Origin of the sequence: Streptomyces sp. HUAS 15-9, from assembly GCF_025642155.1 — a bacterium.
In the GTDB taxonomy this organism is placed as follows: domain Bacteria; phylum Actinomycetota; class Actinomycetes; order Streptomycetales; family Streptomycetaceae; genus Streptomyces.
Genome location: NZ_CP106798.1, coordinates 3730566 through 3754963 on the forward strand (window position 1 = coordinate 3730566; position 24398 = coordinate 3754963).

The following is a 24398-nucleotide window of genomic DNA, read 5'->3' on the forward strand; positions in this document are numbered from 1 at the left end:
GTCGGAGGGAACCCCTGCGGGCTTCGGTTCCCTCTTTCTCCACGCACTGGAGCGGATCACCCACATCACACGAACCTGGAGCAGCCCGTGACAACGCCGGACATTGCAGCGCGGCGCGCACTGGGGGCCTGTGCCGCCCTGATGGTCGGCGCCCTCACCCTCACCGCCTGCGGCGGCGACGCCAATGCCAAGAGCGACGACTCCAACGGCGGCAAGGACTCGGCCAAGACGTCCTCGGCGCAGATAGCCATCTCGGCCAAGGACGGCTCGACCAGCGCGTCCATCAACGCCACCGGCGTGAAGGTCAGTGGCGGCAAGCTGACCGAGGTGAAGATGACCGTGGCGGGATCGGGGCAGGCCGTACCGGGCACGATCTCGGCCGACGGCGCCGCCTGGAAGCCGAAGGAGCAGCTGGAGCGCGGGACCAAGTACCAGATCTCGGCGACCGCGAAGGACGGCGACGGGCGTACGTCCGCGGCCAATTCCATCTTCACCACGGTCACGACGGCGAACAGCTTCATCGGCACGTACACGCCGGACAACGGCACGACGGTCGGTGTCGGGATGCCGGTGTCGTTCAACTTCGACAAGGTCATCACCGACAAGAAGGCCGTGCAGTCGCACATCACGGTCACCTCCAGCAGCGGCCAGCAGGTGGTAGGCCACTGGTTCGGGGCGCAGCGGCTCGACTTCCGGCCCCAGGAGTACTGGAAGGCCGGCTCCAAGGTCACGATGAAGATCGACCTGGACGGGGTCAAGGGCGCGAACGGCGCCTACGGCGTGCAGAAGAAGACGGTGACCTTCACCGTCGGGCGCTCGCAGGTCTCCACGGTCGATGTCAACACGCAGACGATGACGGTGGTGCGGGACGGCAGGACGGTCAAGTCGATCCCGATCTCGTCGGGCAGTGCGGAGCACACCACGTACAACGGGCAGATGGTGATCTCCGAGAAGTTCGTGCAGACGCGCATGAACGGATCGACGGTGGGCTACGGCGGCGAGTACGACATCTCGGACGTGCCGCACGCGATGCGCCTGACGACGTCCGGCACCTTCGTCCACGGCAACTACTGGTACAACCAGGGCAACCCGCCCTTCGGCCGCCAGGGCACCAGCCACGGCTGCGTCGGACTCCAGGACGTGCGGGGCGCGCAGGGCAGCACGACCGCCAAGTGGTTCTACGACAACTCGCTGATCGGGGACCTCGTGGTCGTGAAGAACTCCCCCGACAAGACGGTGTCCCCGGACAACGGGCTCAACGGCTGGAACATGTCGTGGAGCGAGTGGCAGGCGGGCAGCGCCGCCTGATCGGGAAGTGCCTTTTGATTGGCTTGTTCTGACGGGTCGTCGGGCCGCGCGGGAACCATCCGCGCGGCCCGCGCGTTTTCCCGACGTACGTTTTCTCGGTTCCCGGACATGATGTCCGACCGAGGGGCTACGGTATGCACCCACAAGGTGACATGCAGCAACGCCGGGAGCAACCTTGAGCGTTCCGTACGAGACGACAGCGTACGAACCAGCCGAGTCGCCCGAGTCTCCGGAGGAGCACCTCGCGCGGCTCCTCCGTCGCGCCCTGAACTCCTTCGAGCTGCCCGACGAGGCCATACGACAGCTCGACTGCGCGCTGGCGCAGGACAGTTCGCTGCACTCCGCGCACCACAGCTCGGGGCTGCACCGCGAGACGTACCGGCACACCTGGCTGCTCTCCGACGGCTCGGCCGTCACCCTCTGGGAGCTCGTCCACAACACCGCGCCCGGCAGCGAGCCCCAGCACGAGGTGTATGTGGACGAGGAGGAGCTGCGCGCCGCGACCGCCCGGCTGCCGCTGCCGCCGGACGCGCCGGACTTCGAACTGCCGGTGCTGACGCAACTGTCGCCGATCCTCGAGCCACGACACGTGTATGTTCCGGACGACTCGGCGGACCACGCGCGCCGGCTCCTGCGCCGCGCGGAGAACCCGGACCGGCCGGGCACGGAGATGGCCGCGCTGCTGACGACGGCGTTCGCGCACCAGATCACACAGGCCTTCGGCCGCCCGGGGCGGGCCGGCCGGGCGGGGCTGTGCTTCTCGCTCTACGAGCACGCGTTCCTGCTGCGCGACGGCGAGGAACTCTCCCTGTGGGAGGTCGAGCACACGGCGACGCCCGACGGGCGGCACATGTGCGAGGTGTACATGTCGGAGGACGAGGCCCGCGACGCCATGGAGCGCCGGGCGGCACGGCAGGCCTGAGGCGCTTCCCCCGTGCAGGGCGCTTCCCCTGAGATCTAACGCTCGTCGAGCCGTCGCATCAGGCCCGCGAACGCGTCCCTCTCCGCCGGGGTCAGTTCCACGGACTCCCTGTGGGGCGGGGCCTGGCGCTGATGCGGGAGGGCCTGGAGCACGGGACCCGAGTGTCGTACGACGGCCGCCGCACGGGCACGGCGCCGGGTGCGCAGAAGGATGACCCAGGTGGCGGTCACCAGGGCAAGGCCGACCACGCCGGTCAGCTGGAGAATCGAGACGTGCTCAGGCATGCGCCCAGTACACACCACGGCCCGGGACTTTGATCCCGGACCGTGACGTATCTCGCAGGTGCCGTGAACGGCTCACAGCACTCCAAAGGGACAAGGGGACAAGGCGGGAAGGGGGCGGGCGTTACGCCGCCACCGGCTGCTGCGCCTCCGACTTCGCCGTGGCCGGGTTCGCCGTCGGTCCGGCGCTGACGGCCTGCTTGCGCATGCCCTTCAGGATGACCACCAGCACCGTCGTGACGCACACACCGGCCGCGATGGCGAGCAGGTAGAGGAACGGGTTGCCGATCAGCGGGACCACGAAGATGCCGCCGTGCGGCGCGCGCAGCGTGGCGCCGAAGGCCATCGACAGGGCGCCGGTGACCGCGCCGCCGACCATCGCGGACGGGATGACGCGCAGCGGGTCCACCGCCGCGAACGGGATCGCGCCCTCCGTGATGAAGGAGGCGCCCAGCACCCAGGCCGCCTTGCCGTTCTCGCGCTCGGTCTGGGTGAAGAGCCTGCCGCGCACGGTCGTGGCCAGGGCCATCGCCAGGGGCGGGACCATGCCGGCCGCCATGACCGCCGCCATGATCTTCATCGCCGAGTCGCTGGGGCTCGCGACCGCGATCCCGGCGGTGGCGAAGGTGTACGCGACCTTGTTGACCGGGCCGCCGAGGTCGAAGCACATCATCAGGCCGAGCAGAGCACCGAGCAGGACGGCGTTGGCGCCGGTGAGACCGTTCAGCCAGTCGGTCATGCCCTTCTGGGCGGAGGCGATGGGCTTGCCGATCACGACGAACATCAGGAATCCGACGATCGCCGAGGAGATCAGCGGGATCACCACCACCGGCATGATGCCGCGCAACGCCGCCGGGATGTCGATCCGCTGGATCGCCATCACCACGCCACCGGCGATCAGACCGGCCGCCAGACCGCCGAGGAAGCCCGCGTTGATCGTGAGGGCTATGGCGCCGCCGACGAAGCCGGGGACCAGGCCTGGGCGGTCCGCCATGCCGTAGGCGATGTAGCCGGCGAGGACCGGGATGAGGAAGTTGAAGGCCACGCCGCCGATCTGGAACAGCAGGGCACCCCAGCTGCCCGTCTGGGTCCATACGAAGTGGTCCATGACCGACGGCGCCTTGTTGACCTGCCAGCCGCCGATCGCGAAGCCCAGGGCGATCAGCAGACCGCCCGCCGCGACGAACGGGACCATGTAGCTGACGCCGGACATCAGCCACTTGCGGAGCTTGGTGCCGTAGCCCTCGGTGGAGTCGCCCGCGCGCTCGACCGGAGTGGCGGGCGCGGAACCCGCCGTCACCTCGCCGCGCTCGGCCTTGGCCCGCACCTCGGCGATCAGCTCGGCGGGGCGGTTGATGCCCGCCTTCACGCCGACGTCGACCGTGGGCTTCCCGGCGAAGCGGTCCTTGTCGCGCACCGGGACGTCGTGCGCGAAGATCACCGCGTCCGCCGCCGCGATCACGGCCGGGTCGAACCGGGTGAAGCCTGCCGAGCCCTGTGTCTCGACGAGGACCTCGACGCCCGCCTCCCGGCCCGCGTGCTCCAGCGACTCGGCCGCCATGTAGGTGTGGGCGATGCCGGTCGGGCAGGAGGTGACGGCGACGACGCGGAACGCGCGTGCGGCACCCGCGTCGCCCTGTGCCGTACTGCCCGCCGTGGCGCCGGCGGAGGCCGCCCCCGGCGCCACGGCGGTGTCCTCCGAGGCGCTCGCGGCGCCCTCACCCGCATCCGCCTCTGTCTCGCCCGCAGGCACCTTGCCCCCTCGGATCAGCGCGGCCGCCGCGCCCGCGTCGTCCGCCGAGCGCAGCGCGTCGGTGAACTCCGTGTTCATCAACTGCCGGGCCAGCGAGGACAGGATCGTCAGATGGGCGTCGTCGGCACCCGCCGGTGCCGCGATCAGGAACACGAGGTCGGCCGGGCCGTCCGCCGCGCCGAAGTCGATCCCGGCGGCGCTGCGCCCGAAGGCCAGCGTCGGCTCGGTCACGTGCCCGCTGCGGCAGTGCGGGATGCCGATGCCGCCGTCCAGGCCGGTCGGCATCTGTGCCTCCCGGGCGGCCACGTCGGCGAGGAAGCCCTCCAGGTCGGTCACCCGACCCAGGGCCACCATGCGCTCGGCGAGGACACGCGCCGCCGCTTCCTTGGTGTCGGCGGACAGGTCGAGGTCGACCAGGTCCGCGGTGATCATGTCGCTCATCGCGGGCTCCTATGCACGCGTATCGCCCGTGGAGTGCAGTGGGCGGGAGTGGGGACGGGGGTGCTGCGGGGGAAAGCGGGGAGTGCGGGGACGGTGAGGATGGTGGGGGTGGTGGCGAGTAACGGGGAGCGGTGCCACGTCCGGACCACAGCCGTCGTACGACGTCTCGTGCGTACGTTCATGACACCGGCTCCGTCAGTTCGCGGTCCATCGGGACCTGGGCCGTGACCGTCACCGCCGCCGGGTCCAGATCGGCCGGCGTGGGCATCACGCTGCCGGGCAGCTGGACGGCGGCGGCGCCGTGCGCGACGGCGGAGGCAAGTGCCTCGGGCCCGCTGCCGCCCGCGACCAGGAAACCGGCGAGGGAGGCGTCGCCCGCTCCGACATTGCTGCGTACGACGTCCACCCGCGCGCTCGCGAACCAGGTACCCGCGTCGTCCACGAGCAACTGCCCGTCGGCGCCCAGGCTCGCGAGCACGGCGCGCGCGCCCATCTCGCGCAGCTCCTCGGCCGCCTTCACCGCGTCGCCCACGGTCGCCAGGGGACGCCCGACGGCCTGCGCCAGCTCCTCGACGTTCGGCTTCACCACGTCCGGACGCTCACGCAGCGCCTCGATCAGCGCGGGCCCGGACGTGTCCAGCGCGATGCGCGCGCCCGCGGCGTGCACGCGGGCGACCAGACCGGCGTACCAGGCCGGCGCGAGGCCCCTCGGCAGGCTTCCGCAGCAGGCGATCCAGTCGGCGGCACCCGCGTGCTCGCGGACCGTCTCGAACAGCAGCTCCTGCTCGGCCGCCGACAGTTCCGGCCCCGGCGCGTTGATCTTGGTGAGCACCCCGTCCGCCTCCGCGAGCGCGATGTTCGAGCGGGTGGCCCCGGTGACCGGCACCGGCGCGACCTCGATGCCCTGCGCGTCGAGCAGGTCGGCGACGAGCGCTCCGGGCGCACCCCCGAGCGGCAGCACCGCGACCGTGCGGCGACCGGCGGCCGCGACGGCGCGCGACACGTTCACGCCCTTGCCGCCGGGGTCCATGCGCTCACCGGTGGCACGGATGACCTCACCGCGCTCGAGCGAGGGGACCTCGTAGGTGCGGTCGAGGGACGGGTTGGGGGTGACGGTGAGAATCATGCGCGCACCACTTCCGTGCCGCCGCGCTCGATGGCGGCGGTGTCTTCGGGGCTCAGCCCGCTGTCGGTGATCAGCAGGTCCACGTCGCTCAGGTCACCGAAGCGGGCGAAGTGCTCCTGGCCGTGCTTGGCGGAGTCGGCGAGGAGGACCACGCGGCGGGCCGCGGCGACCGCCGCCCGCTTCACCGCGGCCTCGGCGAGGTCGGGGGTGGTCAGGCCGTGCTCGACGGAGAAGCCGTTGGCGGCGACGAAGAGGACGTCCGCCCTGATCTCGCCGTACGCGCGCAGCGCCCAGGCGTCGACGGCCGCGCGCGTGCGGTGTCGTACGCGCCCTCCGACGAGGTGGAGCTGGATGCCGGGATGGTCCGCGAGGCGGGCCGCGATCGGCAGGCTGTGCGTGACGACGGTGAGCGTCGCCTCCAGGGGGATGGCCCCGGCGAGGCGGGCGACCGTCGTACCGGCGTCGAGGATCAGCGTGCCCTCGGTCGGCAGCTCGGTGACGGCCGCCTTGGCGATGCGGTCCTTCTCGTCGGCCGAGGTGGACTCGCGCTCGGCGAGGTCCGGTTCGAAGTCGAGGCGCCCGGCCGGGATGGCACCGCCGTGCACCCGGCGGACGAGGCCGGCGCGGTCGAGGGCCTTCAGGTCCCGGCGGATCGTCTCCGCCGTCACCTGGAACTCCTCGGCGAGCGACACCACGTCCACCCGGCCGCCCTCACGGGCGAGCCGGAGGATCTCCTGCTGTCGCTCCGGTGCGTACATGTCCGCTTGCCTCCGAGTGATGCCCGAATTTGTGGTTTCGTTTGGAGACTACGCCTGGATTTCTGGAAAGTAAACAGGTTCGGGCCCGATTCGGGCATGAACGGACGCTCACTCTGCCCGGACACGTGGAAGAGCCCGGCACCCTCCTCGGGTGCCGGGCCCATCCTCAGCAGGGGCTCAGTGCACGAGCACGGGCTCCTCCTCCACCAGGTGCTGCTCGTCCTCGCCGTCCCCGCCGCCTTCCAGATGCTGCGCCGGCCGCTTCGGCAGCGCGAACATCAGCAGGAAGATCACGCCCAGCACCGCGGCGACCCAGCCCAGCGCGTGCTGGAAGGCGTTCACGAAGGCCGGTCCCACCTGGGCCCGGGTCAGCCGGTCACCGATCTCGCCGTAGAACACCACCGATACCAGCCCGAGTCCGAGCGCATTGCCCATCTGCTGCACGGTGTTGATCAGCCCGGAGGCCGAACCGGCGTGCTCGCGCGGCACCCCCGAGAGCACCGCGTCCGTCAGCGGGGCGACGATCAGCCCCATGCCCGCACCCATCACGACGAGCGGGAGCGCCATCTGCCAGGAGGCGATGCCGAGGCCGTAGCGCTCGGACTCCGCCAGGTAGATCAGGACGCCGGCCGCCATCAGCAGGGCGCCCGCCTGGAGCACCTTGCGGCCGAACCGCGGGACCAGCTTCTGCACGGACATCCCGGCCGCCACGGAGACCGCGATCGAGAAGGGCACCCCGGTCAGACCGGCCCGCAGCGGCCTCCAGCCGAGACCCACCTGCATGTACAGCGTCCACACCAGGAAGAAGATGCCGAGCGAGATCCCGAAGACGGTCTGCACCGCGATGCCCGCCGCGAAGCTCTTCACCTTGAACAGCGACAGTTCGACCAGCGGGGAGCCGTCCCGCGCGCTCTTGCGCCGCTCGTAGGCCACCAGCGCCCCGAAGACGACGAGCGAGCCGGCCATCGACAGATGACCCCACAGCGGCCAGCCCAGCTCACGGCCGCGGGTGAGCGGGTAGAGCAGCATCAGCAGGCCCAGCGTCACCAGCGCGACACCGACCAGGTCCAGCTTGAGCGCCTTCGGGGCCTTGGACTCCGAGATGAAACGGCTGCCGAGGATCAGGGCCGCGATGCCGACCGGCAGGTTGATGAGGAAGATGGGCCGCCATTCGAGGCCGAACAGATTCCACTCCGTCAGCAGCGCGCCGAGCAGCGGGCCGGAGACCGCGCCGAGGCCGACGATCGCGCCGAAGAGACCGAAGACCTTGCCGCGCTCGTGCGCCGGGAAGGTGGCGTGCACGATCGACAGGACCTGCGGCACCATCATCGCCGCCATGCCGCCCTGCAGGACGCGGGAGGCGACCAGCATCTCCGGGTTCGCGGCGAAGCCGCACAGCGCGGAGGCGAGGGTGAAGCCACCGATGCCGATCAGGAACATACGGCGGCGGCCGTGGATGTCGCCGAGACGACCACCGGTGATCAGGCCGGCCGCGAACGCGAGCGCGTAACCGGCGGTTATCCACTGGATCTGGCTGAAGGAGGCGCCGGCGTCCTGCTTGATCGACGGAATCGCGATGTTGACGATCGTGACGTCGACGAGGTCCATGAACGCCGCGGTCATCACGATCGCGAGGGCGAACCAGCGACGGCGGTCCGCCGCCGAGCCGGTCCTGTCGGCCGCTGAGCCGGTACTGCCGGCAAGGGTTTCGGTGGAGGTCATGGAATGAAGGTAGGACTCCAGTAGGTCGGATCGTGTCCTAGTTGTGCGGCATCCTCGACACCATGACGACGGACACTCCGGCTCGGCTCCTACAGCTCCTCTCCCTCCTCCAGACGCCCCGCGAATGGCCCGGCGGCGAGCTCGCCGACCGCCTGGGGGTGTCGCGCCGCACGGTCCGGCGGGACATCGACCGGCTGCGGGAGCTCGGGTATCCCGTGCAGGCGACCATGGGGGCCGACGGCGGCTACCGGCTGGTCGCCGGAAAGGCCATGCCGCCGCTCGTGCTCGACGACGAGGAGGCGGTGGCGATCGCGGTCGGGCTGCGGGCCGGCGCCGGGCACGCGGTGGAGGGGGTGGACGAGGCATCGGTACGGGCCCTGGCGAAGCTGGAGCAGGTACTGCCCTCGCGGCTGCGCCACCGGGTGTCGACACTCCAGGCCGCGACGACACCGCTGACCAGTGGGGACGGGGCGAGCATCGCGCCCGAGACGCTGACCGTGATGGCGTCCACCGTGGCCGGGCGGGAGCGGCTGCGCTTCGCCTACCGGGCCAAGGACGGCACCGGGTCACGGCGGCTGACGGAGCCGTACCGGCTGGTGTCGACCGGGCGCCGCTGGTACCTCGTCGCGTACGACCTCGACCGGGACGACTGGCGCACCTTCCGGGTCGACCGGGTCAGCGAACCCTTCGCCACCGGGGCACGGTTCGCACCGCGGGAGCTGCCGACCGGGAGCGCGGCGGAATATCTGCGGCGGTCGATCCAACGACGGCAGGAGACCTACGAGTTCACGGTCGCCTTCGCCGCGCCGGCGGACGATGTCGCCGCGCGTCTGCCCCACTGGCTCGGCACACCGGAGCCGGACGGCGAGCAGGGCTGCGTCGTGCGGGGCGCGACCGGGGACCCCGTGGAGTGGCTGGCGGTCCGGCTGGCGATGACGGGCCTCGACTTCACAGTCCGGGGACCTGCGGAACTCATCGGCTGCGTACGGGAGTTGGGTGCGCGCTTGAGTCGAGCGGGAGGCGCCTGAGCGGAGCGGGAGACGCCCGAGCGGCCGTACGGCCTCGCCCTACCCGCCGACCTCCCCCGCGCACCCAACTCCCGCCTCCCCGCCCGCACCCGTACCCGCTTCCCAGGGAAAGTCCCGCAACGCCGCGAGGTTCCGCAGTGCCAGTGCCGCCGGTCCCTCCGAGCCCGAAGGCGGGGCGGACGTCGCGGCCCAGGACTCGACCGCCACGCGCACCGCGGCGCCCACGACCGCGGCGGTGAAGCGCAGTCGGGGGGTGGGAGAGACACCGACGGCAACGTTGTCTACCTTCCCGGCGGCAGCCGCCCGTGCTGCCAGGACCTCCGCCAGAGTCTGCTCCGACGCCTGGCACACCTCGGCCCACACCTTGCCCAGGGCGGGACTCGTGCGGGCCAGACCGATGAGGGTGCGGACCCACTCCCAGGAGGCGGCGGAGACGCCCACACCGGGGGTCAGGGTGTGGCGCACCGCGCGCTCCAGGGCTTCCGGAACCGTCAGCGCGGCGGGGGCCGTACGGACCGTCTCCACCCAGCGCTGGGCGCCCGCCGCGTAGAGGGGGGCCACCGCCTCCTCCTTGGTGGCGAAGTAACGGTAGAAGGTGCGCGGGGCGACCCCGGCGGCCTGGGCGATGTCCTCGGCGCGCGTGGCGCGCAGCCCCTGGCCGACGAAGAGCGCGGCCGCCGCCCGGGCGATCTCCATCCGGGTCTCCGCCTTGCGGCGCTCGGTCAGGGATATCGGAGGGGCGGCAGGAACGGACTGGTCAGGGGAGTGGCCGGCGGGGCTGGGGGCGCTCACTTCGGCAGGCTATGCCCATGTGGCAGAATCTGCCATCCGGCGGGCCACCCCGGGGTTCAGGTACGGGGTGACCCGCCGATTCAGCGTGCCCGGCCACAGGCAATGCCACAGACCGCGGCGCAGGCCCTGGCACAAAAAGGAGCCGGGCTCCGGCACCCGGGGGGAGTGGCGCCGAAGCCCGGCTCTGGGAAGGTCCCGGCGCCGGGGGGGAATGCGTCGGGACGCGTGGCTCAGGGTGGTCGTGGGGTGGAGGGAGTGCGGTCCCGATCCCCGAACTCCTGGGCCCTGAAGGGTTGTTCCCTGGGCCCCGAGAGTTGAAGCGGCGGTACAGAGCCATGTTTGCGCTGTCTTCCGCCACCCGGCGTACGCGGGAGACGGTGGCCGTACGCCCGTACGCCACTCAGCACCCATGGAGCCACACGCGCCCCCACATGTCCGCTCCGGTGAACGCCGGTGCCGTCCGTCCATGGCGTCCGTCCTGGACACCAGGCCACCGCGTCGAAGCCGCTACGCCACCGCGTCGAACCCGGTGTCGCGCGCCAGCTTCTTCAGCTCGAGCAGCGCGTGCTTCTCGATCTGGCGGATGCGTTCGCGCGTCAGCCCGTGTTCCTTGCCGACCTCGGTGAGCGTGCGCTCCCGGCCGTCCTCGATGCCGTACCTCATCTTGATGATGGAGGCCGTGCGCTGGTCGAGCCGGCCGATCAGCCCGTCCAACTCCTCGCTGCGCAGGAGCGTGAGGACCGACTGCTCGGGGGAGACCGCCGAGGTGTCCTCCAACAGGTCGCCGAACTGGGTCTCGCCCTCGTCGTCCACCCCCATGTTCAGCGAGACCGGGTCACGGGCCCAGTCCAGCACGTCGGTCACGCGCTCCGGGGTGGAGCCGAGCTCGGCGGCGATCTCCGCGGGCTCGGGCTCGCGCCCGTGCTCACGGTTGAACTCGCGCTGCACGCGGCGGATCCGGCCGAGCTCCTCCACCAGGTGGACGGGCAGTCGGATCGTGCGGGACTGGTCGGCTATCGAGCGGGTGATCGCCTGGCGGATCCACCAGGTGGCGTACGTGGAGAACTTGAAGCCCTTGCGGTAGTCGAACTTCTCCACCGCGCGCACCAGGCCGGCGTTGCCCTCCTGGATCAGGTCCAGCAGGGGCAGGCCGCTGCGCGGATAGCGCCGGGCCACCGCCACGACCAGCCGGAGGTTGGAGCGGATGAAGATGTCCTTGGCTCGCTCCCCCGCGGCGACCAGCGCCTCGAGTTCCTCGCGGCTGGCGTCCGTGGCGGACTCCTCACATCCGTCGAGGACCTGTCGCGCGAACACACCCGCTTCGATGGTCTGGGACAGCTCGACCTCCTTGGCGGCGTCGAGCAGCGGTGTGCGCGCGATCTCGTCGAGATACATGCCGACCAGGTCGCGGTCGGCGATCTCGCCGCCATGGGCGCGAACACTGCTTGCCACGTCGGCCGTCTCGCCGGTGGCGGACTGACGACGGGCGACGGCACGGGTTGCCATGCGTGCTCCCTTGCGATGGTGTCAGCGGGTGGTCCTGGACGCCCGGCGCTCAGAGAACTCCTGGGACGAGAACTCCTGGGACTCTGCTCGAGTGCCCTGCATCCGATGGAAACAACGACTGGAATCCGGACAGAATTCCCAACCCACCCCTCAATTTTTCTGATCATGCAGTACCCTGCGCGCCACACAGGGAGGCGAGATGCCGTCGGAACCTACAGAGGTGCAGGTCAGACCAGGAGCCGAGCCCGACCTCGAAGCCCTCACGGACATCTACAACCACTACGTACGTGAGACACCGATCACCTTCGACACCGCAGTCTTCACGCCGGAAGAGCGACGTCCCTGGCTGCTCTCCCACCCGGAAGACGGCCCGTACCGCCTGATGGTTGCCATGGACCCGGACTCACAGGAGATTCTGGGCTACGCCACATCCAGCCCTTACCGGGCGAAGCCCGCGTACTCCACCTCCGTGGAGGTAACGGTCTACCTCGCCCCGCACGCCGGGCGCCGCGGCATCGGCACGCTCCTGTACGAAGCCCTCTTCAAGGCCCTGGAGGGAGAGGACCTGCACCGCGCCTATGCCGGCATCGCCCAGCCGAACGAGGCGTCCACGCGACTGCACGAGCGCCTCGGGTTCCGGTACGTCGGTACGTACCGCGAGGTGGGCCGCAAGTTCGGCAGGTACTGGGACGTGGCCTGGTACGAGAAGGACCTGTGATCCCCGGGAGACATCAGCAGTGCCCGCCCCGGGAGGGATCAGCCGAACTGCACCGACCGCTTCGCCATCCCCATCCAGAACCCGTCGATCACCGACTGTTGCGCGGCCGGCTCACCGCCCGCCTCCGCCGCGCCCATGGTGACGAACAGCGGGGCGAAGTGCTCGGTGCGCGGGTGGGCGTACCGGCCGGCCGGGGCCTTGTCGAGGAAGTCCAGCAGGGCGTCCCAGTCACGTGCCTCCAGCGCACGCCGGCCCCAGTCGTCGAACTCGGAGGACCAGCTGGGCACTCCACCGCCCGTGTACCGCAGCGCGGCCAGGTTGTGGGTGAAGAAGCCCGAGCCGACGATCAGCACGCCCTCGTCGCGCAGCGGGGCCAGCCTGCGGCCGATCTCCATCAGCCTCACCGGGTCGAGGGTGGGCATGGAGATCTGCAGGACGGGGATGTCGGCCTCGGGGAACATCTCGGCCAGCGGGACGTACGCGCCGTGGTCGAGGCCGCGGTCCGGGATGTCCTGGACGGGCGTGCCGGGGGCGCGCAGCAGCTTCCGTACGGACTCGGCGAGCTCCGGTGCGCCGGGAGCGCCGTACTTCACCTGGTAGTAGTGCTCGGGGAAACCCCAGAAGTCGTACACGAGAGGGACGGTCCGCGTGGCGCCGATGGCGAGGGGGGCCTCCTCCCAGTGGGCGGAGACCATGAGGATCGCCCGGGGCCGGGGCAGGCCGGCGGACCAGGCGGCGAGCTGGCCGGGCCAGATCGGGTCGTCGGCCAGCGGCGGCGCTCCGTGGCTGAGGTAGAGGGCGGGCATGCGCTCCTGGGCGGCGGCGGACATGACGGCGGCTCCCTTCGGCGGATCCCACGGACCCATTGCTTTAACTCTCAAGCTTTACCGGACACACTACGCGCCACTTGTTCAAGTTTCAAGGAGATTCCTCGTACAGTGGACCGCATGAACACGGCATCCGAATCCGCAGCGGACAGCCGCTGGCTCACCGCCGAGGAGCAGCGCGTCTGGCGCTCGTATCTGCACGCCACCACCCTGCTCGAGGACCACCTCGACCGTCAGCTGCAGCGTGACGCGGGCATGCCGCACATCTACTACGGCCTCCTCGTCCAGCTCGCCGAAGCCCCGCGACGGCGGCTGCGGATGACCGAGCTGGCCATGAACGCGAAGATCACCCGCTCCCGTCTCTCGCACGCGATCGCCCGCCTGGAGAAGAACGGCTGGGTTCGGCGGGAGGACTGCCCCTCCGACAAGCGGGGCCAGTTCGCGGTGCTCACCGAGCAGGGCACCGAGGTGCTGCGACGCACCGCGCCGGGCCATGTGGCCGCCGTACGCCAGGCGCTGTTCGAGCGCCTCAGCCCCGAACAGCAGAAGACCCTCGGCGAGATCATGCAGATCGTCGCCGAGGGTCTTCAGCCGGACGAAGCGGGTGCGGACCTGCCCTGGCTCCGCTGAGCCGCTCACTCGCGGAGCCGGGGCAGGTCCTTCGGAGTCGTACGTACGGGGTTCCCCCTCCGCGTACGTACGCGAAGCTCCCGCGATGGTGGGCCGACGCCTCAGTGGGCGACGACCGGCACCGCCACCTCGTCCTCGACGCCCTCACCGGAGGCCACCGTGATGGTGTCCGGGCGGCCGGCGTTGACGAAGGCCGTGACGATCACCGCGGCGAGCACCAGCATGCCGACGGCGAACCAGATCGCGTTGGTGTAGCCGTGCACCATGCCCTCCAGCTGGACCAGCTGCTGCTGGGACTTGGAGGTGGCGCCGGCGATGTGGTCCTTGATGTACGAGGTCGTCGCGGAGGCGGCGATCGTGTTCAGCAGGGCCGTACCGATCGCGCCGCCCACCTGCTGCGAGGTGTTGACCATCGCGGAGGCGACACCGGCGTCCCGGGGCTCGACGCCCAGGGTGGCCAGGGACATGGCGGGCATGAACGCCGTACCCATGCCGAGACCGAGCAGCAGCATCGCCGGCAGGACGGTCGAGGCGTACGAGGAACCGATCTCCAGCCGGGTCAGCAGGAACATGCCGGCCGCCGCGACCAGGAAGCCGGGGGCCATCAGCTGCCGCGCCGGGACGCGGGTCATCAGACGAGTGCCGATCTGGGTCGAGCCGACCATCATGCCGAAGATCATCGGCAGGAAGGCGAAGCCGGTGTTGATCGGCGAGTAGCCCTTCACGACCTGCAGGTAGTAGGTCAGGAACAGGAAGGTGCCGAACATGGCGATGATCGCGATGCCGAGGGAGAGGTAGATGCCGCCGCGGTTGCGGTCGGTGACCACGCGCAGCGGCAGCAGCGGGGACTTGACCCTGGCCTCGGTGACGACGAAGGCGAGCAGCAGCACCGCCGACGCGACGAACAGGGAGACGGTCACCGAGTCGCCCCAGCCGTCGGACTCGGCGCGGGTGAAGCCGTAGACCAGGGAGACCAGGCCCAGGGTGGACAGGATCACGCCGGGGATGTCGAGCGGGGAGCGGTTGCGGCCGCCCTCGGGCTCACGGATGACGAAGTACGCACCGGCCGCGGCGACGATCGCGAACGGGATGTTGACGAAGAACGTCCAGCGCCAGTCCATGTACTCGGTGAGCACACCGCCGAGGATGAAGCCGACGGCGCCACCGCCACCGGCGATCGCGCCGTAGATGCCGAAGGCCTTGGCGCGCTCCTTGGCGTCGGTGAACATCACGGCGAGCAGGGACAGCGCGGCCGGGGCGAGCAGGGCACCGAAGGCACCCTGGAGGGCCCGGGCGCCGAACATCATCGCTCCGGTGGTCGCGGCGCCGCCGAGCGCGGAGGCGGCGGCGAAGCCGACGAGACCGACGACGAAGGCCCGCTTGCGGCCCCACAGGTCGGCTATCCGGCCGCCGAAGAGCAGCAGGCCGCCGAAGGCGAGCGCGTAGGCCGTGACGACCCACTGCCGGTTGCCGTCGGAGATGCCCAGGTCCTGCTGGGCGGAGGGCAGTGCGATGTTCACGATGGTGGCGTCGAGGACGACCATCAGCTGGGCGAGCGCGATGAAGACGAGCGCTTTCCAGCGGTTGGCGTCGCCGGACTGCGCGACGGCGCCGGGAGCCTTTGCGGCTGTTTCAGACATGGGTGTACCCACTTCGGGACTTCGTGACGGAAAAAGGCGTTGAGGGGCGTTGCGTATGGGCTGAGTGGCGATGCGCAAGGACGGCCCGCCCTGGTGGACGGCCGGAAGCTTGGTTGCGGTGATGACCGGAGTACGGCCCTGAACTAATCGATCGGGCGAGGGATCGTCGGAGTCAGGCTTTCGCCGGACATGGCGTCGTAAGGCTGTGGTCGGACTCGGACTCGGGCTTTGTGATCAGACTTGGCGCAGGTCCTCCAAGGTCACGGTCGTGCCCGGCAGGACGGATCGGGCCGGAGCCCGCAGCCCGTCCAGGAACAGCTGCAGATGGCGGTGTACGAACCGGTCGGCGCTGAGGCATCCCGTGCCCGCCGGGGGCCGGCTGAGCTGGGCCACGGCGACCATCAGATCCCCGACGCCCACGTCCGGGCGGAGCAGTCCGGCCTCCCTGGCCCGGTCCATGAGATCTCCGACGATCCGCTCGACACGTTCCCGAGCGGCCACCAGATCAGGGTGGTGCTCGTCGAAGGTGCCGGCGATCATCGGGCACAGAGCGCTGATCCGCTCGTCGGCGGAGACGTGCACGAAGCGCTCCAGCGCCTCGAAGGCGTCGCCGCTCTCCGCGAGGGCCTCCTGCCCGGCCCGCACCGTACGGTCCATGACCGAGCAGACGACCTCACGGACGAGGGCGTCGCGGTCCGGGAAGTTCCGGTACACCGTGGCGTTGCCGACGCCGGCCCGGCGGGCGATCTCGTCGAGCGGGGCGTCGGGGCCGTGCTCGACGAACATCTCCCGGGCGGCGGTGACGATCCGCTCCCGGTTGCGCAGGGCGTCGGCGCGGGGCCGGGCAGTCTTGCGCGCTGCGGGGTGCGGAGAAGTCACGGTCTGCACGGCGCACTCCTCGGGGGTCGGGTCGCGGGTGGCGACGCGGTCGTTCCGCTGACGTTGATCCGGCTACTGACATTGATTCGGCCACTGGCGTTGATCCGGCCGCCGCTGTCAATCCAGGACGATCCGGGGAGACAATCCCCGTTTCGCTCGGACACAGGTCTAAACGGGGAAACGATCCCCGGTTATTTCCCACCCCCGAACAGATTCGATGTGAACTAGGTCACACCCCTACCGGCGGGAAACCCACGATCGGCCCCTCCAGCGCGCGCCCACCGCCGCGGCGACCCAGGGTGATCGAAAGGGTGCAGCCGGAAACCGGTGGCTGCCGTGGAGCGAGAGGTCCATGCATGCAGCCGCCGCCGATCTCCCGCCGGATACGCCCGCGCCGGATACGCCCGCACCGCGTGGCGGCCCTCACAGCCGTGACCGCGCTCATCCTCGCGGTCAGCACCTCGGCCGGGACGGGTCACCTGACGGCGGGCCCCACCTCGCGCGGGGCGGGTCCGATCGCCCTCGCCCGCACCCCGGCCCTCAGCCCCTGCCTGATCAACGGCAACGTCGACGTCCAGATGACGGAGGGCGTCCCCACCCCCGGCGGCTACTCCCGGTCCACCGGCACCGTCCACGCGCTGACCCTGATGGTCGACTTCTCCGACGCGCCCGGTGAGGGCGACGCGCTCGACCGCTTCCACGAGTTCTTCCCGCAGACCCAGGAGTGGTTCCACACCGCCTCCTACGGCCGCCTCGACTACCGCCCCGAGACCCCGATCCCGCACTGGCTGCGGATGCCCAAGTCGTTCGCGGCGTACGGCATAGAGCGCGGCGCCCCCTTCGACCCCGGCTACCGCCTGCTGGTCCAGGACATCGTGGCCGCCGCCGACCCCGAGGTGGACTTCCGCTCGTACGACCTGCTGAACGTGCTGGTGACCCCCAACGCGGGCCCGTCCGCCCTGGACACCGTGCTGTCCGTGACCTTCGCCGGCAACGCCGAGGCACCCGTCGCCGACGGCGTCCCCGTGGCCAACGCGTCCTTCGTCTACTCCCGCCAGGACGACGGCTCCGGCACCTACGACCGGACCGGCTACCGGGTGCTCCCGCACGAGAACGGCCATGTCTTCGGCCTGCCCGACCTCTACACCCAGGACGGCGGGGGCGCGGTCGGCCACTGGGACATCATGAGCGAGGACTGGGGCGCCGACAACGACCTGCTCGGCTGGCACAAATGGAAGCTGGGCTGGCTGGACGCGAAGCAGGTGAGCTGTGCGGCGGCCCGGGGCAGCAAGGAGTACACGCTGACACCGCTGTACCGCACCGGCGGCCACAAACTGATCTTCGTGCCGATCACCGCCCGCAGCGGCTACGCCGTCGAACTGCGCGCCCGCGGCGGCAACGACGAGACCGTCTGCCACCCGGGCGTCCTCATCTACCGGGTCGACGCGAACGTCGACACCGGCCGCGGCCCCATCACCGTCTACGACGCCCACCGCGGCACCGGCGGCTGCACCCGCAGCCCCAACGTCCACGCGGAACTCTCCGACGCGACCTTCGCCCCCGGCGAGACGTTCAAGGATCCACGCAGAGGAATCACCGTCGCGGTGACGGCGGCGAACCTGGCCGGTGACTACAAGGTGCGGGTGACGCGGAAATAGGCCGGTGGACCTCCCCGACTCACAACCACAGCAACCCGAATCAAGACGGACCCGCACACGGCATCCCGCACCACGGCCCTGACCCCCACACCCCCACGGACCAGATCCGGTACGCTGACGCCTGTGACCCAAGCGGCCACGATCCACCCCGCCTTCGTAGCTCAGGGGATAGAGCACCGCTCTCCTAAAGCGGGTGTCGCAGGTTCGAATCCTGCCGGGGGCACCAGCCAAAAGGCCCCGGACCGATCATGGTCCGGGGCCTTTGACATCTACTTTTGACATCAACGGGGGCGGTCGCCGCTGATCACTGGCGACCGGGGCGCTTCTTCCTGTTCCTGAGGAGCCGGTCCATGTGGCTCATGGCTTCGCGCTGGGTGTCCTGGACGACGTGGGTGTAGACGTCCATGGTGATGCTGATCTGGGAGTGGCCGAGGATCTCCATCACGACGCGGGGTGCGACTCCGGCCGCCGTGAGGAGGGTGGCGGTGCCGTGCCGGGCATCGTGCAGCCGGATGACGCGGAGGCCGGCGGACTCGGCGACGCGGGTGAAGGAGCGGTAGAGGTTGCGCGGCTCGACGGGGCGGCCGGTGCGGGTGGCGAAGACGTAGTCCGAGTCCTGCCACCTCTCCCCTGCCTTGGTCCGGGCGGCTGCTTGCCGCATGCGGTGCCAGCGCAAGGGTGCGATGCAGAGGGCGGGCAGCGGGACGGCTCGACGGCGGCGGCTCTTGGGATCGTCGTCGTAGAGGACGCCACGGCGGCGCTGGACCTGGTGGCGGACGTAGAGGACGCGGTTGTCGAGGTCGACGTCAGACCAGCGGAGGCCGACGATCTCTCCCCGGCGGAGCCCCATGGCGATGGCAAGGACGAACGCCGCGTAGAGCGGGTCCTTACGGGAGACGGCGAGGAAGTCGAGCGTCTCGTCCAGGGTCCAGGGGTGCAGCTCGGGCGTGTCCGTGCGAGGCGGCTCGACGAGCTTGGCGACGTTGCGCGTGATGAGTTCCTCTCGGCAGGCGGAGGACAGAGCCGAGCGTAGAACTCGATGCGATTCCTTGGCGGTTGCGGCGGTGGTCTCCTTCTCCAGGCGGACTAGGAAGCGTCGGACGTCGGCGACGCCGAGGGATTCGAGGCGCTTGGCACCGAGGAGGGGCACCAGGTAGAGGCGGACGTGCGTCTCGTACTTGTCGAAGGTGCTGAGTTTCCGTCGGGGCTTGATGACGTTGTCCAGCCAGTACGGCAGCCACTCGGAGAGCTTGGCGGACTTGGTGGGCACGGGCACGCCCTGGTCCACCTTGTCGAGCAGCTCGCGGCGCTTGGCGTCGCACTCGGCCCAGGTCTTGCCGTAGGCGAACTTGCGGGCGCGGGTGCCGTCCGGCTGGAGCACGTAGACCGCGCACTGGAAACGTCCGTCCTTGCGCTTGGTGATGGTGCCGGCGCCGTTCGGATTGCGCTTGCGCTGCTGGGCCATCAGGCAGCCTCCTCCAACTGGCCCAGGACGAAGTCCCGGACGGCATCGGCCGGGATCCGGCGGGCGCCGTCGATCTTGATCGAGACGAGACGGTGCGACCGGATGAGGTCATAGACCTTGGAGCGCCCGAGCTTGAGCCGGGCCATGACCTCCGGCACGGTCAGGAGTTCGGCGGTGGCGGTGGTCATGCTGCGGCTCCCTCCTCGGTGAGCTTGTCGCGCAGGGCGTCGCGGGCGGTCTCGCGGTTGGTCTGGAGGTCGCGAGCGATGGTGGCGGCGAGGGCGGCTTCGCCCGGGGTGTGGCCGTGGCCGGCGTATTGCCAGTCGGTCAGGACGAGGACGGTGTCCGGCTCGCGGTCGTCGATGCCGAGGGCGGAGGCCTCTTGGGCGGCGCGGTAGTCGGCGCGTTCCTGGCGGAGGGCGCCGAGGGTGGTGGAGTAGGTGCGCGACTTGGACGAGAAGTGGCCGCGGAAGCCGAGCATGTGCGCCCAGGCCCAGAGACGTCGGTCTGGATAGAGGGCGTCCAGGTCGCGGCAGGCGGTGATGAGTCGGCGGGTGTGGTCGGGGACATGGTGGCGGTCGAGTTCGGCGAGTTCGCCGATACGGCGGTCGAGGGTGCCGGTGTTCTCGGCGGCTTTGGTGGCGTACTTGGCCACGTAGGAGGCGACGGCCTGTTCGGTGATGTCGGAGCCGTCGCCGAAGGCCTTGACCGGGCGGACGTCGAGTTGCCGACCCCATCGGAAGGTTCGGGCGGGTTGGTCGGCGGCGGCCGGGACGGAGACAGACGTGTACGAGTGCGCGGCGGCGGCGCGGGCCGCGTCGGTGAGGAGGCCGACCGTGGCCCAGGCGGGCGGTGGTGTGCCGGGTCCGTCGGGGCCGTCGAGGCGGATGACGGCGTGGAAGTGGAGGGCGCCGCGCTTCTGGAATTCGGCGACCTTGCCGTACGAGACGCGGAGGTGGTCGGCGAGTTCGCGGCGGGGCAGGCCGGCGCGGGCGGCGAGTTCGCGACGCAGGCGGGTGGTGAAGCGCTGCCAGAGCTGACCGGCGTGGTTGTTGAAGAGGACGGCGCCCGCGTAGTCGTAGGTGTTCGGGTCGAGAGCGGTGCCCAGCTCGGGAGCGTCGGGGGTGTGTGGAGTGCCGCAGCGGCAGGTGCCGCCGTGGTCGGGGCGGTTGTGGACCGGGCCGAAGGATGGCGCGGTGAGGGTGGCGAAGACACGGGGGTGGTCGCGGACGGCGGCGGGAATGTCGCGGCGGTGGTCTCCGGCGAGGCCGGCGCGGATCAGGTGGTAGGTGTCGCCCGCGTAGGTCCAGGCGCAGGAGGGGCAGCGGGAGGCGCGGCGGTTGCCGCAGGCGAGGCGGAGGCGTCCGCCCGGTTCGATGGCGGTGGAGTAGTGGTGCAGGGTCTCGCCGGTGGTCTTGTCCTTGTGGAGGGTCCAGCCGGTGAGGTGGATCGGGTCGGAGCAGCCGCCGGTACGGCGGATCTGGTCTTCCCAGCGGGTGTAGTCGGAGGCCGAGGCGACCCGGAGGACGTCCCGGAGGGTGGTCGGGTCGAGCGGCGGCGGGGCGGGCGTGTGCGTCTTCCGTGTCGCGCGTGAGGCCCGGTGGGCCATGCTGGTGGTTCCTTCCGGTTGCGAGATCGATCGGCGGAGACGGCTCCCGGGCGGCGGATGCTTGGCGGTATCGAGGCCGCCCGGGGGCCGGTCAGCGGCGCTTGGCCTCGGAGGCGAGCAGGGAGCGCAGGACGACCGCGCAGACGGCGACCGAGGCGCCGGTGATGGCGACCGCCAGGAGCAGGGAGACAAGGACGGCGCCGACGACCAGGACGACGGCCGTACCGCCGCCGACCAGGACGAGGGCAGTGCCGGGGGTGAGCTGGACGACCGGGCGGGACGGCGGCGCGGGTACGGCGACGGGTGCCGACGGGACCGGTGCGGTCGGGGTTCCCGGGGTGATCGTGGTCGGGTGGATGACGGCGGGCGGGGTGGTCAGACCGGTGGGCTGGGGCATGGTCGGGAGCTTGGGACGGAACATGGGCGGTTCTCCTTTCGCGGCGGGTTACTTGACGGCGGTGTTGATGAGCGGGGCGAAGACGCTGTCGGCGAGGAGGTAGCCGCCGAGGAGGAGCACGCAGATCAGCCACCAGGGCGGGCGGATGAGCTTGACGCCGAGGTAGCCGACGGCCAACAGGGCGAACCAGAGCGGTACTTGCATGGACGGTGGCCTCCTAGGCGACGCGGCAGCGATGCGTACGGGCGGCGAGCTGGGCGGCGGTCTGGCTGGAGTAGTCGGCGGACCAGCCGCAGCGGTCGGCGGTGCAGACGGCGGCGTGCGTGGTCCGGCCGTTGCGGTCGCGGTGGGTGCCGATCTGCACGGGGCCGATCCGCATCAGCGAGTGGAAGTTGTCGCGGGCGGGCATGTCAGTCGCTCTCCTCTCGGATGGTCGTCGGGTCGGGAAAAGCGGCGCGGATACCGGCGGCGGTGGCCGGGTCGGGGGTGCGCTTGGCGGCCTCCTCGGCGAGCAGGTAGGCGAGGTAGGGCCGATCGGCTGCGGCCATCTCGCGGGCGCCGTCGAGGTAGTCGGCAGCCGTCAGGGCAGCGGGGTCGCGGGTCATCTGTCGTCCTCCTTCCGGTGTCTCTCGCGGGTCAGGTGAGGTGGGCGGCGATGGCGTCGGCGAGGTGGGGCGGGACGCCGAGGCGGGAGCGGAGGGTGTCGGAGTCGATCGGGGATCCGGTGCGGGCGCGGTACTCGTCGGCGACCTTGCGGGCGTGGTCGACGAGGGCGGCGGGGACCTGGGGCACCGGTGCCGAAGCGGCCGTGACTTCTGGCGCGGGGGCCGCGTCAGGCGCGGGCACGGCTTGCGGTGCGGACTGCTCGGCGTCCGGCGTGTCCGGGACGGGGGCCGGCGGAATCGGCTCCGGCTCCGCCTGCGGGTCGGCGGGCGACGAGTGAGCGAGGAGCGTGCCGCCGAGGAAGGCGAGCGCGGGCCATCCGGCGATGCCGAGGCGGAGCAGGGCGGGCGGGTCGGTCAGGTCGAGGAATCCGGCGGTGGCGACGTTGGCGCCGAGGGAGGCGAACAGCGCGACGACGAACCAGCACCAGGCCAGCCGGGACGGCCCCTCGCTGCGTAGCCGCCGCCAGGCGGCGACCAGGAGCAGGTCGACGCTGACCGGGTAGGCCCAGGCCTTCCAGCCGTTCTGTCCGGCAGCGGCGGCCAGGTCGTGCAGGTGGGCGAAGGACAGGGCACCGGCGATGACGGCCTGAATCAGGACCGCGTCGAACCGGAGACCGTGACGGGCACCCATCAGACATCGCCCGGGGAGGCGGGGCCGCCGTCGGGGTCGTAGTCGTCCGTGAACGTGCCGGACGGCGGCTCGGGCAGCGAGACGGCGAGGGACGGGCTGACAGCGTCCACGAAGTCGAGGTCGGCGCCGGCCATGTCGGCGTAGAGGGCGAGTTGGCCGAGCAGGAGCACGGTCCGGGCGAAGTCCTCGCAGTCCGGGCACATGGCGGGTCTCCCTTCATTTGGGCCTGGCGGGGTAGGGACGCGGCGCGAAGGCGGTCACGCCGACCGTGAGGAGCGGTGAGAGATCAGGCGGTAGCCGAGGACGCCTTGACCAGCGGCACGGACTCGACGTCGGAGCCGGGGAGAACAGGCCGGAACGGTGCCAGCTCGGGCAGGTCCGGGGTCCGGTCGGCGTGCCGGTTGCAGATGTTCACGGCCTGCCGGAGCGAGGTGTGCGGGGCGCGGATGCGGTGCCATCCGCCCGACGAGTCGCCCGCGATGGCCAGCCCCCGCATCTCGGCCGGGATCTGGATGGCGGCGAGGACGGCGTCCGGGGAGATGTCGCCGAAGGCCATGTTGGCGGACGATTCGTCGTTGACGCGGTGGGCGGTACGGCCCGTGAGCTGGGCGCGGAGCATGGTGATGCCCTTGCCGAGTTCGGAGCCGAAACGCTGCCCGCAGATTTCGAGGTAGATGCCGGCCGCGCGGCCGAGCTGGGCAAGGCGAACCAAAGCGGTGACGATGCGATCCCGGCGCTTCTCCTCCTTCTTGCTTGCATACAGGGCGAGTTCGGCGACCTCATCAACCAGAACCACGACCGGAACCGGGCGCAGATCGTCGGGCAGGTCCCAGATGTCGGCGGCGATCTCCGCATCCGGCACGTCGGAGGTGATCCGCTGCTGTGACCGGATGACCTGATAGACACGCTCCATCCGCGCCACCAGCGCATCGAGCACTTCGGCGGCGGTGTCGGGATCGTCGGCCAGCGCGGAGAACCGCCGGGCCAGTGGGAACAGTTCCACCCCCTGTTTGCAGTCGATGCCGACGAGGGCGACGTCCATCGGGGCCAGCCCAGCGACCAGGTTGCGTTGGTAGACGGACTTGCCGGACTCCGTGGCGCCGAGGGTGAGGGCGTGGGGTATCGCCCGGTAGTCGCGGTAGTGCACCGAGCCGTCCTGCCGCAGGGCGACCGGCACCCGCATCGGCCGCGGGTCGGTCTCGGCCGGCATCTGCACCCGCTTGAGCACGTCGTAGCCGGTCATCCGCACCTCTACGACGCCGGAACGCAGTTCCCGCGAGGTGACGCCGTACATGGAGAACGAGTGCCGGAGCCGGTCCGAGGCGGCGGCGATATCGAAGGCGTCCTGTCCGGGGCGGAGCTTGAGCCGCAGGACGAGGCCGGTACGGGTCGGCCGCAGCCGCAGGATGCGCGGCGGACGCGGCTCGGGGATCGGCCGGTTGGTGGCACGGGCCAGAGCGAGTCGCCACCGGGCGGGCGGGACGGTCAGTCCGCACGCGTCCATGACCGAGCCGTACCGGACCAGGACCCGCACCACGGCCAGCGTGACCCCGAAGGTCAACCAGTACCAGGCGGGGCGCCGCCACCGCAGGAGACCCACGGCGGCGACGACCAGCACCAGAGCGACCGTGAACCCGGTCAT

General features: G+C 70.8%; 26 protein-coding genes and 1 tRNA gene. 7 read left to right on the forward strand and 20 right to left on the reverse strand.

Features of this window, described 5'->3' with window-relative positions:
• The first annotated feature begins 87 nt into the window (after positions 1-87).
• Positions 88-1308, forward strand: coding sequence for a L,D-transpeptidase (locus N8I87_RS17030; RefSeq protein WP_263209733.1), 1221 nt, complete (start codon positions 88-90; stop codon positions 1306-1308).
• A gap of 175 nt (positions 1309-1483) precedes the next feature.
• Complete coding sequence (locus N8I87_RS17035; protein WP_263209735.1) at positions 1484-2230, forward strand: DUF6227 family protein; 747 nt, start codon at positions 1484-1486, stop codon at positions 2228-2230.
• Positions 2231-2265: 35 nt separating this feature from the next.
• Here N8I87_RS17035 and N8I87_RS17040 read toward each other — a convergent pair whose 3' ends face one another.
• The 5 genes from N8I87_RS17040 to N8I87_RS17060 form a co-directional block, all read right to left on the reverse strand.
• Positions 2266-2514, reverse strand: coding sequence for a hypothetical protein (locus tag N8I87_RS17040; RefSeq protein WP_263209737.1), 249 nt, complete (start codon positions 2512-2514; stop codon positions 2266-2268).
• Positions 2515-2635: 121 nt separating this feature from the next.
• On the reverse strand, positions 2636-4705 hold the full coding sequence (locus N8I87_RS17045; RefSeq protein ID WP_263209739.1) for a PTS fructose transporter subunit IIABC: 2070 nt from the start codon (positions 4703-4705) through the stop codon (positions 2636-2638).
• 178 nt (positions 4706-4883) lie between these two features.
• The gene (gene pfkB / locus N8I87_RS17050) at positions 4884-5831 is read right to left on the reverse strand and encodes a 1-phosphofructokinase (RefSeq protein ID WP_263209741.1); all 948 of its coding nucleotides are present in this window, start codon (positions 5829-5831) and stop codon (positions 4884-4886) included.
• A complete protein-coding gene (locus tag N8I87_RS17055) occupies positions 5828-6589 on the reverse strand; it encodes a DeoR/GlpR family DNA-binding transcription regulator (protein WP_263209743.1) in 762 nt (253 codons plus the stop codon). The genes pfkB and N8I87_RS17055 overlap by 4 nt, the downstream gene beginning before the upstream one ends.
• Before the next feature lie 177 nt (positions 6590-6766).
• A complete protein-coding gene (locus N8I87_RS17060) occupies positions 6767-8311 on the reverse strand; it encodes an MFS transporter (protein ID WP_263209745.1) in 1545 nt (514 codons plus the stop codon).
• Between the two features lie 62 nt (positions 8312-8373).
• Between N8I87_RS17060 and N8I87_RS17065 the strand changes: the two genes are divergently transcribed.
• On the forward strand, positions 8374-9339 hold the full coding sequence (locus tag N8I87_RS17065) for a helix-turn-helix transcriptional regulator (protein WP_263209747.1): 966 nt from the start codon (positions 8374-8376) through the stop codon (positions 9337-9339).
• A gap of 39 nt (positions 9340-9378) precedes the next feature.
• Here N8I87_RS17065 and N8I87_RS17070 read toward each other — a convergent pair whose 3' ends face one another.
• Together N8I87_RS17070 and N8I87_RS17075 are read right to left on the reverse strand one after the other, a co-directional pair.
• Positions 9379-10131: a TetR/AcrR family transcriptional regulator gene (locus N8I87_RS17070; protein WP_317633470.1), complete on the reverse strand. Its 753-nt coding sequence runs from the start codon at positions 10129-10131 to the stop codon at positions 9379-9381.
• Positions 10132-10638: 507 nt separating this feature from the next.
• Positions 10639-11637, reverse strand: a complete 999-nt coding sequence (locus N8I87_RS17075; protein WP_263209749.1) for a sigma-70 family RNA polymerase sigma factor — start codon at positions 11635-11637, stop codon at positions 10639-10641.
• Positions 11638-11836: 199 nt separating this feature from the next.
• On the opposite strand from N8I87_RS17075, the gene N8I87_RS17080 reads away from it, so the two are divergent.
• On the forward strand, positions 11837-12355 hold the full coding sequence (locus N8I87_RS17080) for a GNAT family N-acetyltransferase (protein WP_263209750.1): 519 nt from the start codon (positions 11837-11839) through the stop codon (positions 12353-12355).
• 38 nt (positions 12356-12393) lie between these two features.
• Here the strand turns inward: N8I87_RS17080 and N8I87_RS17085 are convergent, their stop codons facing one another.
• Entirely contained in the window at positions 12394-13185 is a 792-nt protein-coding gene (locus N8I87_RS17085; protein ID WP_263209752.1) for a dioxygenase family protein, read from the reverse strand.
• Between the two features lie 117 nt (positions 13186-13302).
• On the opposite strand from N8I87_RS17085, the gene N8I87_RS17090 reads away from it, so the two are divergent.
• Entirely contained in the window at positions 13303-13812 is a 510-nt protein-coding gene (locus N8I87_RS17090) for a MarR family winged helix-turn-helix transcriptional regulator (RefSeq protein WP_263209754.1), read from the forward strand.
• Between the two features lie 101 nt (positions 13813-13913).
• Here the strand turns inward: N8I87_RS17090 and N8I87_RS17095 are convergent, their stop codons facing one another.
• Together N8I87_RS17095 and N8I87_RS17100 are read right to left on the reverse strand one after the other, a co-directional pair.
• Positions 13914-15452, reverse strand: coding sequence for an MFS transporter (locus tag N8I87_RS17095; RefSeq protein ID WP_263209756.1), 1539 nt, complete (start codon positions 15450-15452; stop codon positions 13914-13916).
• Between the two features lie 234 nt (positions 15453-15686).
• Positions 15687-16340 carry a TetR/AcrR family transcriptional regulator gene (locus N8I87_RS17100; protein WP_263209758.1) on the reverse strand — a complete coding sequence of 218 codons (654 nt, stop codon included), beginning with the start codon at positions 16338-16340 and terminating at the stop codon, positions 15687-15689.
• Between the two features lie 347 nt (positions 16341-16687).
• Between N8I87_RS17100 and N8I87_RS17105 the strand changes: the two genes are divergently transcribed.
• Complete coding sequence (locus tag N8I87_RS17105; RefSeq protein WP_263209759.1) at positions 16688-17989, forward strand: M6 family metalloprotease domain-containing protein; 1302 nt, start codon at positions 16688-16690, stop codon at positions 17987-17989.
• Between the two features lie 150 nt (positions 17990-18139).
• Positions 18140-18215, forward strand: a tRNA-Arg gene (locus tag N8I87_RS17110).
• 78 nt (positions 18216-18293) lie between these two features.
• Here N8I87_RS17110 and N8I87_RS17115 read toward each other — a convergent pair.
• From N8I87_RS17115 to N8I87_RS17160, 10 genes are all read right to left on the reverse strand, one after another.
• Positions 18294-19454 carry a tyrosine-type recombinase/integrase gene (locus N8I87_RS17115; RefSeq protein WP_263209760.1) on the reverse strand — a complete coding sequence of 387 codons (1161 nt, stop codon included), beginning with the start codon at positions 19452-19454 and terminating at the stop codon, positions 18294-18296.
• Positions 19454-19642 carry a helix-turn-helix domain-containing protein gene (locus N8I87_RS17120; RefSeq protein WP_263209762.1) on the reverse strand — a complete coding sequence of 63 codons (189 nt, stop codon included), beginning with the start codon at positions 19640-19642 and terminating at the stop codon, positions 19454-19456. The genes N8I87_RS17115 and N8I87_RS17120 overlap by 1 nt, the downstream gene beginning before the upstream one ends.
• Positions 19639-21063 (reverse strand): replication initiator protein RepSA, encoded by a 1425-nt coding sequence (gene repSA / locus N8I87_RS17125; protein WP_263209764.1) that lies wholly within the window; start codon positions 21061-21063, stop codon positions 19639-19641. The genes N8I87_RS17120 and repSA overlap by 4 nt, the downstream gene beginning before the upstream one ends.
• Before the next feature lie 91 nt (positions 21064-21154).
• Positions 21155-21484, reverse strand: coding sequence for a SpdD-like protein (locus N8I87_RS17130; RefSeq protein ID WP_263209766.1), 330 nt, complete (start codon positions 21482-21484; stop codon positions 21155-21157).
• Between the two features lie 24 nt (positions 21485-21508).
• Positions 21509-21664 carry a hypothetical protein gene (locus N8I87_RS17135; protein ID WP_263209767.1) on the reverse strand — a complete coding sequence of 52 codons (156 nt, stop codon included), beginning with the start codon at positions 21662-21664 and terminating at the stop codon, positions 21509-21511.
• 13 nt (positions 21665-21677) lie between these two features.
• Positions 21678-21869, reverse strand: a complete 192-nt coding sequence (locus N8I87_RS17140; protein ID WP_089102147.1) for a mobile element transfer protein — start codon at positions 21867-21869, stop codon at positions 21678-21680.
• 1 nt (position 21870) lies between these two features.
• Entirely contained in the window at positions 21871-22065 is a 195-nt protein-coding gene (locus N8I87_RS17145) for a hypothetical protein (protein ID WP_263209770.1), read from the reverse strand.
• Positions 22066-22096: 31 nt separating this feature from the next.
• The gene (locus tag N8I87_RS17150) at positions 22097-22756 is read right to left on the reverse strand and encodes a DUF2637 domain-containing protein (RefSeq protein WP_263209772.1); all 660 of its coding nucleotides are present in this window, start codon (positions 22754-22756) and stop codon (positions 22097-22099) included.
• Entirely contained in the window at positions 22756-22959 is a 204-nt protein-coding gene (locus N8I87_RS17155; RefSeq protein WP_263209774.1) for a hypothetical protein, read from the reverse strand. Before N8I87_RS17155 ends, N8I87_RS17150 begins: the two co-directional genes overlap by 1 nt.
• A gap of 83 nt (positions 22960-23042) precedes the next feature.
• Positions 23043-24398, reverse strand: a complete 1356-nt coding sequence (locus N8I87_RS17160) for an FtsK/SpoIIIE domain-containing protein (RefSeq protein ID WP_263209775.1) — start codon at positions 24396-24398, stop codon at positions 23043-23045.